Genomic DNA, 13,333 nt, shown 5'->3' with positions numbered 1-13,333 from the left:
AAAAAACAAATAAAAGAAGGATCCATTTAATGGATAACTCAAGCTCCCTGTCTGCCGGGTCTGCTGCAACCCCGAAAGAAAGAACCACCTCCAGCCGCATCAAATCCATTTTCAGCGGTTCCGTCGGCAACATGGTCGAATGGTACGACTGGTATGTTTATGCCGCGTTCTCGCTGTACTTCGCCAAAGCCTTTTTCCCGAAAGGCGACACCACTGCCCAATTGCTCAATACCGCCGCGATCTTCGCCGTCGGCTTTTTGATGCGCCCGATCGGCGGCTGGCTGATGGGCCTGTACGCTGACCGCAAAGGCCGTAAAGCCGCGCTCATGGCTTCGGTACTGCTGATGTGCTTCGGCTCGCTGCTGATTGCCCTGTCCCCAGGTTACGAAACCATCGGCGTATGGGCGCCGGTCCTGCTGGTCTTCGCTCGCTTGCTGCAAGGCTTGTCGGTGGGTGGCGAGTACGGTACCTCGGCGACCTATCTCAGCGAAATGGCGACTAAAGAACGTCGCGGTTTCTTCTCCAGCTTCCAGTACGTCACCCTGATCTCGGGCCAGCTCATCGCGCTGGGCGTGTTGATCGTGCTGCAACAGACCCTGACCGAAGAGCAGCTGTATAGCTGGGGCTGGCGGATTCCGTTCGTGATCGGTGCCCTGTGTGCAGTGGTTGCCCTGTATCTGCGTCGCGGAATGGAAGAGACCGAGTCCTTCAAGAAGGTCAAAGCCGAGCCTAAAGAAAGCGCCATGCGCACGCTGATGCGTCATCCAAAAGAGTTGATGACCGTAGTCGGCCTGACCATGGGCGGCACACTGGCGTTCTATACCTACACCACCTATATGCAGAAATACCTGGTGAACACGGTCGGGATGAGCATCTCCGACTCCACCACCATTTCGGCCGCCACGCTGTTCCTCTTCATGTGCATCCAGCCCCTGGTGGGCGGGCTGTCCGACAAGGTTGGACGACGTCCGATCCTCATCGCCTTCGGTGTACTGGGTACCCTGTTCACCGTGCCGATCCTGACCACACTGCATACCATCACCACCTGGTGGGGCGCGTTTTTCCTGATCATGGCGGCGCTGATCATTGTCAGCGGTTACACCTCGATCAACGCCGTGGTGAAAGCCGAACTGTTCCCGACCGAAATCCGCGCTCTGGGTGTAGGCCTGCCTTACGCACTGACGGTATCGATCTTCGGCGGCACTGCTGAATACATCGCCCTGTGGTTCAAAAGTGCAGGTATGGAAACCGGCTATTACTGGTACGTGACGGCGTGTATCGCCTGTTCGCTGCTGGTGTACATCACGATGAAAGACACCCGCAAACATTCGCGGATCGAGACCGACTAAACGTCCCGGGCTCTGCAGGAGCGAGCTTTTAACAGAGCGCCAGACAAGCTCGCTCCTGCAAGTTCATCGTTTAAGACAACCCGGCCACCGCAGGCCGGGTTTGTTTGTTTTTGACATAGGCGGCGCCGGCGATCATCGCCACCAGTATCCCTGCCAGTACCAGCGACGAGCCGACAGTGCCGAAATCCAGTCCACCCTTGTCATGGGGCTTGGTCAGGAAGTCGCCCAGGGTCGCGCCAAAGGGTCGCGTCAGCACGAACGCCACCCAGAACAACACCACCGACGAGATGTTGCTCAAGTAACGTGCCAGCACCACAACGGCAATGGTTGCCCCGATGAACAAGGCACCTCCCGCAAAACCCAGCCCCGAATCATCCGCCAGGTAATCGCCCAGGGCGGTACCCAGGGTGTTGGAAAACAGAATCGCCATCCAATAGAACATCTCGCCGCGCGGGGTCTGCACCTTGCTGACGTTGAGTGACTCGCCGCTCCATTTCCACAGCGCAAAAATCGCCACCAGTATCGACACCAGAATAAATGAGCCCGTGGCGTAACCCAGGCCCAGTGTGCGGTCCATAAAGTCCGACATGGTGGTGCCGGCCGTACTGGTGGACAGAATCACCAACCAGTACAGCACCGGGTTGTAGGTTTTCGAGAACAGCTGAGTCAGCAAGGTCAGAACGAACACGCTGATAAGGATCATCGAGCTAACGGCATAACCCACATTGAGGGTCATGGACAGCAAATCGCCGGCGGTTTCTCCCAGGGTCGTGGCGCAGATTTTCATCACCCAGAACGCGAGGGTGATTTGGGGAAGTTTATTCATCGGGTAAAGGCTCCAGGTGGCAGGGTGCAAAGCCGTTGCAGTTGTCGGCTTTTTTGCCCGCTGAAGACTGCTGCCCGCCCGGTGAAAAATAGGTAACGCGAAAATGAAAAGTCCGTCCGCGGGTGCAGTTTTTTTCAAGATTAATAGTCAGTTAATGCTGATAGCCCACTATCAATCTCAGCGAAACATCAGTTCATGGATGATTCGCAGCGCCTTCGGCCAACAAGCTGAACAGCCTGCAGATCAAATAATTGAGCGCGCCAATACATCGAATAAACTGATTACTTTGTGCTAATTTTTGCGCTTTTTAATCAATTTAATCGGCGTAGTCTTAAACCCATAGCAACGAAACATCCCGCTCTTCACAAGAGTCCGCAACAAGGAGCACGACCATGAAAACCAAATTTATCCTCGCCGCCGCCCTCTCAGTCCTGGCCTTCAACGCTTTTGCAGGCGACGGATTTGATCGCACCCAATCAGCAACCTTTGCTGAAGATGGCTACAGCCGCACAGGTTCTGCCGCAGTCGCTGCCGACGGTTATGACCGCACCGGTTCTGCCACCTTTGCCGAAGACGGTTACAGCCGCACCCAGTCGGCCACCTTTGCCGCCGATGGCTATGATCGTACCCACGGCGCCCGCTTCAGCTAACACCTGAAGTTGCCACTCCAGCCCGGCTTCGGCCGGGCTTAGTCGTTTCTGGAGCAAGGTAAAAGGCAATGGCCTTCTACCTGTAGGCGCGAGCTTGCTGCTGCAGGTAGGAGGGGGGCTCAATCACGCCCAAAATCTCAAAAAGCCAATCTTGTTTTGTCATTCAACAAAATGGCTTGCACTATATAGCCCCTCTATCCCAGCCGTTTGCGGACTCCTGCCATGCATGACGACATCCATTTCTATGAGCCCGCCAAGGGCCACGGTTTACCCCATGATCCATTCAACGCCATCGTCGGGCCGCGGCCGATCGGCTGGATTTCGTCGCAGGATGCCCAGGGCCGGCTGAACCTTGCGCCCTACAGCTTTTTCAATGCGTTCAACTACATCCCGCCAATCATCGGGTTTTGCAGTGTGGGCCGCAAAGACAGCCTCAATAACATCGAGCAAACCGGCGAGTTCGTCTGGAACCTGGCTACCCGGCCTTTGGCCGAGGCGATGAACCAGAGCTGTGCGATGGTCGCGCCAGAGATCAATGAATTCGAATTGGCCGGGCTGACGACCGTGGCCTCACGGGTAGTAAGCGTGCCCCGGGTGGCCGAAACCCCGGTGTCGTTCGAGTGCAAGGTGACGCAGATCATTCAGCTGCAAAGGGCAGACCAGGAACTGGTGCCAAGCTGGCTGATTCTGGGGGAAGTGGTGGCGGTACATATCGCCAGGCATCTGCTTAAAGACGGGATTTACGACACTGCCGCCGCTGAACCTATTTTGCGCGGCGGCGGCCCGGCGGATTACTTCCAGCTGGGGCCTGAGGCGCTGTTCAAAATGCACCGCCCCCGCTAGTCGTTACCAGACCAGTTCGGCGTCTTCAGTAACGCCCTGCAGGTCTTCAAGCTTTTGAGCGGCGGCCGCATCGGCTTCGGTCGCTGTTTTAAAAGTCTGATCGATCAACACTTTGTGAAAGCGCGGCGCGCCGCCTTCGTACAAGGCTTTGACTGCAATCGCCGCATGGTAAGTACCGGGTTCTACCGGAACAACCGCTGATACCGCTTCAAAATGTGCAAACTCTTTACGCGCCATGCTGAAAACTCCGGCCACAAAAAACCGGCATTCTACCTGTTCAACCCGCCTGCATCGCTGAAGGTTTTAAAATCGATGCTTTCAACCACCTGTTGGTGCACCAGCACGCTGTAAACCTCCATCACCGGGGAGTTGAAGTAGGCTTGCATCGAGGGTTCATCCTGCCAATGGCCCACGACGTGCCACAACAGCGGGTCGGTGTCGCAATGCTGCAAGGCAAAGTGCATACAACCGGCGGCTTTACGGGTGGGCTCGAGCAGTTGGTTGAGGCAGGTCTGCACTTGGGCCGAGCACCCTACGCGAGCGCGGACCAAGGTCATATGACTGACGGCACTGGACTGGGGCATGGTGGCCTCCACAAAAGCAAGTGGCATGGGTGAGAGGTTCAAAGCTTATAGCCCGGCGCTCCTGGCCGTTAGTCGATTCCTGCCCCTGGCTTGCACAATTCTGCAAAACCTTGCACGTCCCCCTCCTCTGCCCAGGCACTCACCAGACTGACTGGGCGCTATGCTTTCAAGCAATCATCGACCTCTGCCACGGCCTCGCCGGACAGCCAACCCCGGACAGCGACAGAATCAGGCAAGCCTTCGACAGGAATCGACTACCCCTGCGCCTTGCACAAATTTAAGCTGTGCCCACTCTGCCGCTTTAACGAGGATGCTCCCATGTCACTGCTGGAACCGCCGCGCCCCGCGCTCGACCCCGCGCTAGAAAAGCAGCGGGTGGAACTGGCTGACCTGATCCACCGTCACGCCCGTGAAGACGGCACGTTCACTACTCCCGTCGAGGCGCTGTTCGTTTCGCGCTACAGCCGGCCCAGTGACTTTTCCCCCAGCCACCCCAAACCGGCCCTGTGCATCATGGCCCAGGGCCGCAAGGAGGTGCGGTTAGCCGATGAGTACTTCGCCTACGATCCGCTCAATTACCTGGTGGTCTCGGTGTCGATGCCCATTAGCGGCCGGGTTCTGGAGAGTGATCCCGAACAGCCGGTACTGGCCCTGCGCCTGGATATTGATCCGGTAGACATCACCACCTTGATCAGCGACGCCGGGCCCATGGGCGTACCGTCACGGCCTGCGGGGCGGGGCCTGTATGTCGAACCCATCGACCAGCCGATGCTCGACGCCTTGCTGCGCCTGACCCGCCTGCTCGACACGCCGAAAGATATCGCCATGCTTGCGCCCTTGATCCGCCGCGAGATTTTGTACCGCCTGTTGCGCAGCCCGCAGGGCTACCGGCTGTATGAAATAGCCAGCGAGAACAGTCAGACGCATCGTGTTAGCCGGGCGATTTCCTGGCTCAACGGTAACTTCGAACAGCCGCTGCGCATCGACAGCCTGGCCCGGGAGGCCAATCTCAGCGTGTCGACCTTGCACCACCGCTTCAAGGCGATGACAGCCATGAGCCCGTTGCAGTACCAAAAACAGCTGCGCCTCAACGAAGCGCGGCGGTTGATGCTCAGCGAGGGGCTGGATGCATCGGCCGCCGGCTACCGTGTGGGCTACGAAAGCCCTTCGCAATTCAGCCGCGAGTACAGCCGCCTGTTTGGTGCGCCACCGGTACGGGATCTGGCGCGCCTGCGAATGAGCCTATAGCACCAGAGACTGTTGCCAGTGCAGCTCGTCGATTTCGATCAGGGTCGGCCCCTGACGGTCGGCGGCACTGGCCAGCGCTGCGCGCAGTTGCCCTTCGCCCTCCACCGCCAGTGCGGCACAGCCCATGGCTTTAGCCACACCGATAAAGTCCGGAGTGTAGATATCGACGCCCACCGGCTCGATGGCACGATTGAGCATGTACTTCTTGATTTCGCCGTAACCCTGGTTGTTCCACAGCAACAGGATAATCGGCGTGCGAGCTTCAACCGCGCTGGCCAGTTCGGACAGGGTAAATTGCAAGCCGCCATCGCCGATCAGGCATAGCACCGGACCACCCGCCTGGCCGCCACTACGACGCCCCAGCCAGGCACCAACGGCCGCCGGCAAGGCATACCCCAGGGTGCCGTAGCCGGTGGAAGAGTTGAACCAGCGCCGCGGCTGATCGGGGTTGAAGGTCAGGTTGCCGGTGTATACCGGCTGGGTCGAGTCGCCGACACATACTGCATCCGGCAATACATCGAACAGGGTCTGCAAAAAGTGCGTTTGCGCCCGGGTCGGCGCATCCCAGTCACTTGCCAGTTGCGCCTGCAAGCGGCTGACCCGCGCCGCGCCCCATTCGGCACTGCGTGCCGGCAAGGCGCCAAGTTCAGCCAGCAAGGCTTCAGCCGCCACTCTGGCGTCTGCCACCAGGGCCAGCGCGGGTGCATAGTTGCGAACCGTCTGATCCGGGTCGATATCGATCCGCAGCAAGCCCCCGGGAATTTCAAAGCCACCGGCAAAGGTGATGTCGTAATCGGTTTCGGCCAGCTCGGTGCCAATGGCCAGGACTACGTCCGCTTCGGCGACCAAAGCGCGGGTGGCCACCAGGGACTGGGTGGAGCCGATCAGCAGCGGATGGGCGGCAGGCAGCATGCCCTTGGCGTTGATGGTCAAGGCCACGGGCGCACCCAGCCGTTCGGCCAGTTGTTGCAGCGCCGGGGCCGCGTCAATTGCACCGCCACCGGCCAGAATCAATGGCCGTTTGGCCTGGGCCAGACGCTGGCCCATCTGTTCGATAGCAGCGGGCGCCGCGCCAGCACGAGCAATGCTGACCGGTTGGCTGGCAAGCAGCGCATCAGCATTTTCCACCAGCACATCCAGCGGAATTTCGATGTGTACCGGCCGTGGACGTCCCGCCTGGAACACGGCAAAAGCGCGGGCCAGTACGGCCGGCAGTTCAGCCGCCGACATCAGGGTGTGGGAAAACGCCGCCACTCCAGCCACCATCGCACTCTGGTTCGGCAACTCGTGCAGCTTGCCGCGGCCACCGCCCAACTGACTGCGCGACTGCACACTGGAGATCACCAGCATCGGAATCGAATCGCCATAGGCCTGGCCCATTGCCGTGGTGATATTGGTCATGCCCGGGCCGGTAATGATGAAGCACACCCCGGGTTTGCCACTGGTACGGGCATAGCCATCAGCCATGAAGCCGGCACCCTGTTCGTGACGCGGGGTCACGTGATTGATCGACGAGCCCGCCAGCCCGCGATACAACTCAACGGTATGCACGCCGGGAATGCCGAATACCTGATCAACCCCGTAGGCCTCCAGCAACTTGACCAATACTTCGCCGCACGTCGCCATCTGTCCTGCCCCTCTTGTTGTTCTAAATGAACCATTGAAGCGGGCGAGTGTGGCGCGCACAACGCAAACCTGCTCATACTAGCCATGTCCTGTGCTCATGGCTGACTCCTGATGAAACGCCTTCCGCCACTCCCTGCGCTGCATACTTTTTTAATCACTGCCCAATGCTGCAACTTCACCCGGGCCGGAGAGCAGTTGCATATCTCCCAGGGTGCCGTGAGCCGGCAGATTGCCGGGCTTGAAGATCACCTGGGCTATGCCCTGTTCCACCGCCAGGCACGGGGCTTGAGCCTGACCGAGCAAGGCCAGGCGCTTTACCCGAGGATCGAGCAGGCCTTCGATCTGATCGGTGAAGCGGTCGAGCAGGCCAGCGTGCGCCGTACCCCGCTGCAGATAAAAGCTCCGACCTGCATGTTGCGCTGGCTGTTGCCCAAATTGATGGAATGGCAAAAGCTGCGCCCGGACGTGCCGGTAGAACTGACCAGCAGCATGGAGCACGGGGTGGATTTTCGCCGTGAGACCTTCGATGCCGCGGTGATTTACAGCGCCACCCCGGGACCAAAGCGCCTGGGCCAACACCTGCTGGATGAGCAACTGACCCCCGTATGCGCCCCGCAGTTGCTGGAGGGCAGCGAAGCCATCAATAGCCTGGACGACCTTAAGCACCACACGCTACTGCACCCCAGCCGCGATCAACGGGACTGGAGCAATTGGCTGAATGCTGCCGGAGGCGATGTCGCGAGCATCTGCAAAAGTCAGTACTTCGACACCCTGGACCTGGCCATGACGGTGGCAGCCCAGGGCAACGGTGTCGCGATCGGTGACTGGTCACTGATCGGCGACGACCTGAAGAGTGGCCGCCTGGCCCTGCCATTTGATTTGAAAGTACGCACCGGAGCGGTGTATCAGCTTGTCTGCTCGCCGCGCGCAGAAGCTTCGGCGCCGCTGCGCGAATTAATGGAGTGGCTGGTCAAGCAGGCAACAACAACGCCGTAGGGGCGAGCTCGCCTCGCGACAATACTGTCACCAGACCTGCTCGCCCCTGTCACAGCCGGTAATCAGTAACCGACCGTAAACCGCTGACGCGAATGCTTGGGGTGCTCCACTTCATCGAGCATGGCGATGGCGAAGTCGGCGAAGGTGATCCAGCTTTTGCCTTCGGCACTGATCAGCAAATGATCTTTGCCCAAACGGAATTTACCGGTGCGCGGGCCTTCTACAAACTCGGCAGACGGGGAAATAAAGGTCCAGTCCAGGTCCTTCTCGGCGCGCAGGGTATCCAGATAAACGCCTCCGGCTGTGGCTTCCGGCTTGTACTCGGCAGGGAAATCCGGGCTTTCGATGACCTTGGTATTGTCGGGCAGCAACAGCGAACCCGCACCACCGACAAACAGCAGGCGCCTGACACCGGCTTTTTTTACCGGGTCGATGATGGCCGCAGCCGGCAGGGTCGAGAAGTGCGCAGCACTCAACACCACATCGTTGCCTGCCACCGCCTCTTGCAGTGCGGCTGCGTCGTTGATGTCCACATCCTTGGTCACAACTGCGTCACGGGCGCCGATTTTCGAAGCATGGCGGGCAATGGCCGTAACGCTGTGACCGCGACGCAGGGCTTCTTCCAACAATTGACTACCCGCACGACCGGTAGCGCCGATAATTGCAATCTTGCTCATGACATTCTCCAGCTGGATTGATGGGTGGCAGGTAAATCCTGCCTCACCACTGCACTTCGTCTTTGGCTACTTTGGCGCTCAGTTCCAGCGAAGATTCTTCGCCCAGATCCGGGTAGCGTTTTTTCATCGCGGCGATCAGTTCTCCCGAATTGCGGGCCTTGAGGGCTTCTTCGTCAAAGGCCTTGATGTAGTCGCGGGTGAAATGTACGGCGTTCAGGGAGCGGTCGTTCTGCCCCAGGTAATGGCCGGGCACGACCACTTGCGGTTGCAGGCTGTCGATACGTTTGAGAGTGGCCAGCCACTGCCGGTGGGACTGCGGGGTCTGGGTATCGGCCATCCACACGTGCAGGTTATCGGCCACTACCACGCCGCCGACCACCGCCTTGAGCGAGGGAATCCAGACGAAGGTGCGATCCGGCTGTCTGCCGCCCAGACCTACGATGTCCAGCTCACGCCCTTCAAGCTCCAGGGTGTTGCCCTTCAACACCTGCGGCACGATCAACCGGCCCGGTACATCCTGGCCCATCTGCGGTCCCCAGTACGCCAGCTTGGCGTCCTTGGTTTTATTGATGTGCTCGACGGTCGGCCCCGAGGCCAGCACTTTGGCGTCCGGGAAGGCCCGGGTCAGGGTTTCCAGGCCGAAGTAGTAATCCGGGTCGCCATGGCTGATGTAGATGGTGGTCAAGTGTTTGCCGCTGGCGCGGATCTTGTCGACCACTTGCCGGGCCTGGGCGGCGGCAAACTGGGCATCAATCAGAATCGCGTCTTTTTCACCGCTGACCAGCACTGAGGACACCGGGAAAATGGCCGCAGCACCGGGGTTGTAGACGTCCAGGGTCAAAGGGGCCGGGGCCGCTGCCGCGTGGGCAGCAAAGCCCAGTACGGCAGCACCGAGAATGAAACGGCGCAGGGTGGAAAATCCAGGCATGGGAGGTATCCAGAGTCGTGGGACGATGCAGGTGATGGACAGAGCTTAGTAGCACCCCAGCCAACTAAAAATGCGATGCTTGAACATAGTCTGTTTCGGATATCGGGCAAATCATGGATCGTCTTACTGCAATGCGGGTGTTCACCACCGTCGTCGACCTTGGCAGCCAGTCAGCGGCGGCCGATCATCTGGACCTGTCGCGGCCTGTGGTGTCGCGGTACCTGGCTGAACTCGAAGAGTGGGTGGGCGCCCGCTTGATGCACCGCACCACCCGCAAACTGAGCCTGACCGCCGCCGGTTTCGAAACGCTGCCCCGCTGCCGGCAATTACTGGAACTGGCAGATGACCTGCAGGCCACAGTCAGTGTTCCCGGTGATGCGCCGCGGGGTTTGCTGCGGATCAGCGTCAGCACCTCATTCGGCCAGGCCCAACTGGCCGCTGCCGTTGCTGACTATGTGCGGCTCAACCCGCAGGTCAGCGTCGATCTGCAAATGCTCGACCGCACAGTGAATCTGGTGGATGAACGGATTGATCTGGCAATTCGCACCAGCAATGACCTGGACCCGAACCTGATTGCCCGCAAGCTGACGGTCTGTCGATCGGTGTTATGCGCAGCACCGGCCTATCTGCGCGAGCACCCGGCACCGCAACAGGTCGATGACCTCAGCCGGCACAACTGCCTGACCCACTCCTACTACGGCAAAAGCCTGTGGCATTTCACCCGGCGCGGCGAAGAAATAGCGGTGCCGGTGCAAGGCAACATCAGCGCCAATGAAGCCAGCACCCTATTGAGCGCCACACTGGCAGGGGCCGGAGTTTCATTGCTGCCCACCTATCAGGCCGGGATACATGTGCGCCAGGGCACACTGGTCCGTCTGCTGCCAGATGCCGAACCCCGGGTGATGAACATTTACGCGGTGTATGCCTCGCGCAAACACATGCCCGCCACGTTGCGCAGCATGCTCGACTTTCTCGCCGGGCGCTTTACCGAAAAACCGGCGTGGGATGCCTGAAAAAACATCTAGAGCGCGGCCACATAATCTTGCGAATAGTCCATTTGGAGGATGAAGCGCTGCAACTCCACTCGTACAACTAGCATGGCAAGTCCTTAGGTCTGAACTAGCCTCAATGGTGTGACGTCTAGGAGATGAATGCCATGACCACTAAAACAAAAACCAGATGCATGACCTTGTTTCTCATTTTTGCTGCCGCTGTCATCTTTGCTGGCGCTTGCTACCGCGCCGAACAAACCCGGCAAGCAGTCGGATATACCGTCAGTTGCAATGGCGGGCATTGTAATTCTGCGTTTAGCGCTCTGAGGTAAGGATGCCCCGGAGTCAGACCGGACTGCTGTTGTCAGTCCGGTCTGTACGAAACGCGCTGGGCGAAGTCCCGGTCAGGCGCCGGAAAAAACGCGCAAAATACGCCGGGTCGGCAAAACCCAGGCTATCGGCCACTTCGCTGATGGTCATCGGTGTGTAGATCAAATGCCGTTTGGCCTCCAGCAACAGGCGCTGATGAATGATCTGCAACGCTGACTGCCCCGCCAGTTCACGGCAGATGCTGTTTAGATGCGCCACCGAAATGCCTACCTGATGCGCTAACTGCTCCACGGCGGGTTGTTGGCGAAACAGGATCTCGACCCGTTGATTGAACAGGCTCAAATACTCCCGGCCACGTTGTGGCAATTGCCGCGCTTCACGCCGTGCGATGACCTGGCGCGTGACCCACACCAACAGCACGCTGATGAGCGATTGCAGGAGCATGTCCCGGGCCGGCCGGGCGCCCGCATATTCGCTTTGCAGCACACTGAACAGATTATTCAGGTAATGCCGATCCTTGCCCGCCGGGTAACTGGCCGCCCTTTGCAAAGCACTCAGCGAACCGCCCAGCTGGGCTTGCAACTGCGCCACCAACGGCGCGGCCAACGTCAGGACATAGCCGTCAACGTCAGGGGAAAACTGAAAACCGTGGACGCATAACGGCGGGATTACCTGAATCGCAGATTGCTCCAGCACATGCTGCTGGCCTTCGATTTCAACCTGCGCCCGCCCCTTGTGCACGTACAGCAACTGGCACAGATCTGCATGCCGATGGGGGCGAATCTCCCAGTCGTGGACGCGGCTGCGCAACGAAATGGTTTCGCAGTGCAGCAGGTCGGGACTGAGCCAGTCCTGCTGCTCACCATAAAGCTTGAAGACCGGGATCGACGGATAAGAGGAAAGATTCATAGCGCCAGAGTCTAAAGATGGGTCAAGGGCCGATAACCGCACCGATTAGCGAAAAGTACCGGTAATGACGTGGTTATCACCTTCTATTGCCCGCTTCGCAAGCGAAAAATACAAGCACAAACTAATAAGAACCACCTCGCCCTTAACGGCCGGGGCTTGCGAGAGACCACCACGATGAGAACTCAAGTCGCCATTATCGGTGCCGGCCCTTCAGGCCTGTTGCTCGGTCAACTGCTGCATGGAGCGGGCATCGATAACATCATTATCGAACGTCAGACTGCCGATTACGTCCTGGGGCGAATCCGCGCCGGGGTGCTTGAGCAAGGTATGGTCGACCTGCTGCGACAGGCCGGAGTCAGCCAGCGCATGGACGCTGAAGGCCTGGTGCACGACGGTTTTGAACTGGCACTGGATGGCCGCCAGGTCCATATCGATCTCAAGGGTCTGACCGGCGGAAAAACGGTGATGGTCTACGGCCAGACCGAAGTGACCCGGGACCTGATGGCTGCACGTGCGCAAGCAGGCGCGCAAACCCTGTACAGCGCCAGCAACGTCCAGCCCCACGACATGAAAACCGATGCGCCCTACCTGACCTTTGAGAAAGACGGCGAAAGCTGGCGCCTGGATTGCGACTACATTGCCGGCTGCGATGGCTTTCACGGAGTGGCGCGCCAGTCGATTCCCGGCGACGTACTGAAAATCTTCGAGCGCGTTTACCCCTTCGGCTGGCTCGGGGTGCTTTCAGATACCCCGCCCGTCAACGACGAACTGGTTTACGCCAAACATGAGCGCGGTTTTGCCCTGTGCAGTCAGCGCTCGGCAACCCGTAGCCGTTATTACCTGCAAGTGCCGGCCGATGAGCAGGTCGAGGACTGGTCCGACCAGCGCTTCTGGGACGAACTCAAGGCCCGCCTGCCGCAGCCCCTGGCCGAACGTCTGGTGACCGGGCCGTCAATCGAGAAAAGCATCGCGCCGCTACGCAGCTTCGTGGTCGAGCCCATGCAGTACGGGCGGATGTTTCTGGTGGGGGACGCCGCACACATCGTGCCGCCCACCGGGGCCAAAGGCTTGAACCTGGCCGCCAGTGATGTCAGCACCCTGTTCAATATTCTGCTCAAGGTATACACACAAGGTCGCACCGATTTGCTGGAGCGCTACTCCGAGGTGTGCCTGCGGCGAGTATGGAAGGCCGAACGCTTTTCGTGGTGGATGACCTCGATGCTGCACCGTTTCCCTGACAGCGACAGCTTTAGCCAGCGGATTACCGACAGTGAGCTGGCATATTTTGTCGACTCTGTGGCAGGGCGCACGACCATTGCAGAAAATTACGTGGGCCTTCCTTACGAGGCTATCGAATAGCAAGCTATCGAGTAGA

Annotated in this window: 14 protein-coding genes; 7 read left to right on the top strand and 7 right to left on the bottom strand. The window is 59.2% G+C overall.

Annotated elements, in window-relative coordinates; translation table 11 throughout:
- The first annotated feature begins 29 nt into the window (after positions 1-29).
- Positions 30-1,349, top strand: a complete 1,320-nt coding sequence (locus WG29040_RS11275; RefSeq protein ID WP_003442854.1) for an MFS transporter — start codon at positions 30-32, stop codon at positions 1,347-1,349.
- Positions 1,350-1,419: 70 nt separating this feature from the next.
- On the opposite strand, the gene WG29040_RS11270 is transcribed toward WG29040_RS11275, so the two are convergent.
- Positions 1,420-2,175: a hypothetical protein gene (locus WG29040_RS11270; RefSeq protein ID WP_127196159.1), complete on the bottom strand. Its 756-nt coding sequence runs from the start codon at positions 2,173-2,175 to the stop codon at positions 1,420-1,422.
- Between the two features lie 392 nt (positions 2,176-2,567).
- Between WG29040_RS11270 and WG29040_RS11260 the strand changes: the two genes are divergently transcribed.
- Entirely contained in the window at positions 2,568-2,825 is a 258-nt protein-coding gene (locus WG29040_RS11260) for a hypothetical protein (RefSeq protein WP_003442858.1), read from the top strand.
- 222 nt (positions 2,826-3,047) lie between these two features.
- The gene (locus tag WG29040_RS11255; RefSeq protein ID WP_003442875.1) at positions 3,048-3,668 is read left to right on the top strand and encodes a flavin reductase family protein; all 621 of its coding nucleotides are present in this window, start codon (positions 3,048-3,050) and stop codon (positions 3,666-3,668) included.
- A 3-nt stretch (positions 3,669-3,671) separates the two neighbouring features.
- Here WG29040_RS11255 and WG29040_RS11250 read toward each other — a convergent pair whose 3' ends face one another.
- Together WG29040_RS11250 and WG29040_RS11245 are read right to left on the bottom strand one after the other, a co-directional pair.
- Complete coding sequence (locus WG29040_RS11250; RefSeq protein ID WP_003442877.1) at positions 3,672-3,905, bottom strand: hypothetical protein; 234 nt, start codon at positions 3,903-3,905, stop codon at positions 3,672-3,674.
- Between the two features lie 32 nt (positions 3,906-3,937).
- Positions 3,938-4,252 carry a putative quinol monooxygenase gene (locus tag WG29040_RS11245; protein ID WP_003442878.1) on the bottom strand — a complete coding sequence of 105 codons (315 nt, stop codon included), beginning with the start codon at positions 4,250-4,252 and terminating at the stop codon, positions 3,938-3,940.
- A 318-nt stretch (positions 4,253-4,570) separates the two neighbouring features.
- Here WG29040_RS11245 and WG29040_RS11240 point away from each other — a divergent pair, with 318 nt between their 5' ends.
- A complete protein-coding gene (locus WG29040_RS11240; RefSeq protein ID WP_003442880.1) occupies positions 4,571-5,500 on the top strand; it encodes an AraC family transcriptional regulator in 930 nt (309 codons plus the stop codon).
- On the opposite strand, the gene WG29040_RS11235 is transcribed toward WG29040_RS11240, so the two are convergent.
- The gene (locus WG29040_RS11235) at positions 5,495-7,126 is read right to left on the bottom strand and encodes a 5-guanidino-2-oxopentanoate decarboxylase (protein WP_127196157.1); all 1,632 of its coding nucleotides are present in this window, start codon (positions 7,124-7,126) and stop codon (positions 5,495-5,497) included. The two genes, WG29040_RS11240 and WG29040_RS11235, sit on opposite strands and share 6 nt — an antisense overlap.
- A 111-nt stretch (positions 7,127-7,237) precedes the next feature.
- On the opposite strand from WG29040_RS11235, the gene WG29040_RS11230 reads away from it, so the two are divergent.
- Positions 7,238-8,122, top strand: coding sequence for a LysR substrate-binding domain-containing protein (locus tag WG29040_RS11230; protein WP_127196156.1), 885 nt, complete (start codon positions 7,238-7,240; stop codon positions 8,120-8,122).
- A 62-nt stretch (positions 8,123-8,184) separates the two neighbouring features.
- On the opposite strand, the gene WG29040_RS11225 is transcribed toward WG29040_RS11230, so the two are convergent.
- Positions 8,185-8,799, bottom strand: a complete 615-nt coding sequence (locus WG29040_RS11225) for an NAD(P)-dependent oxidoreductase (RefSeq protein ID WP_127196155.1) — start codon at positions 8,797-8,799, stop codon at positions 8,185-8,187.
- Between the two features lie 43 nt (positions 8,800-8,842).
- Positions 8,843-9,727 carry an MBL fold metallo-hydrolase gene (locus tag WG29040_RS11220; protein ID WP_010655741.1) on the bottom strand — a complete coding sequence of 295 codons (885 nt, stop codon included), beginning with the start codon at positions 9,725-9,727 and terminating at the stop codon, positions 8,843-8,845.
- Positions 9,728-9,840: 113 nt separating this feature from the next.
- Between WG29040_RS11220 and WG29040_RS11215 the strand changes: the two genes are divergently transcribed.
- Complete coding sequence (locus WG29040_RS11215; RefSeq protein WP_003442894.1) at positions 9,841-10,740, top strand: LysR family transcriptional regulator; 900 nt, start codon at positions 9,841-9,843, stop codon at positions 10,738-10,740.
- A 324-nt stretch (positions 10,741-11,064) separates the two neighbouring features.
- Here the strand turns inward: WG29040_RS11215 and WG29040_RS11210 are convergent, their stop codons facing one another.
- A complete protein-coding gene (locus WG29040_RS11210) occupies positions 11,065-11,958 on the bottom strand; it encodes a helix-turn-helix domain-containing protein (RefSeq protein WP_010655740.1) in 894 nt (297 codons plus the stop codon).
- 174 nt (positions 11,959-12,132) lie between these two features.
- On the opposite strand from WG29040_RS11210, the gene pobA reads away from it, so the two are divergent.
- Positions 12,133-13,317 carry a 4-hydroxybenzoate 3-monooxygenase gene (gene pobA, locus WG29040_RS11205; protein ID WP_127196154.1) on the top strand — a complete coding sequence of 395 codons (1,185 nt, stop codon included), beginning with the start codon at positions 12,133-12,135 and terminating at the stop codon, positions 13,315-13,317.
- The last annotated feature ends 16 nt before the right edge of the window (positions 13,318-13,333 follow it).

Source organism: Pseudomonas sp. PAMC 29040, assembly GCF_003994535.1.
GTDB lineage: Bacteria > Pseudomonadota > Gammaproteobacteria > Pseudomonadales > Pseudomonadaceae > Aquipseudomonas > Aquipseudomonas paraversuta.
This window is presented reverse-complemented; position numbering and strand designations above follow the sequence as displayed.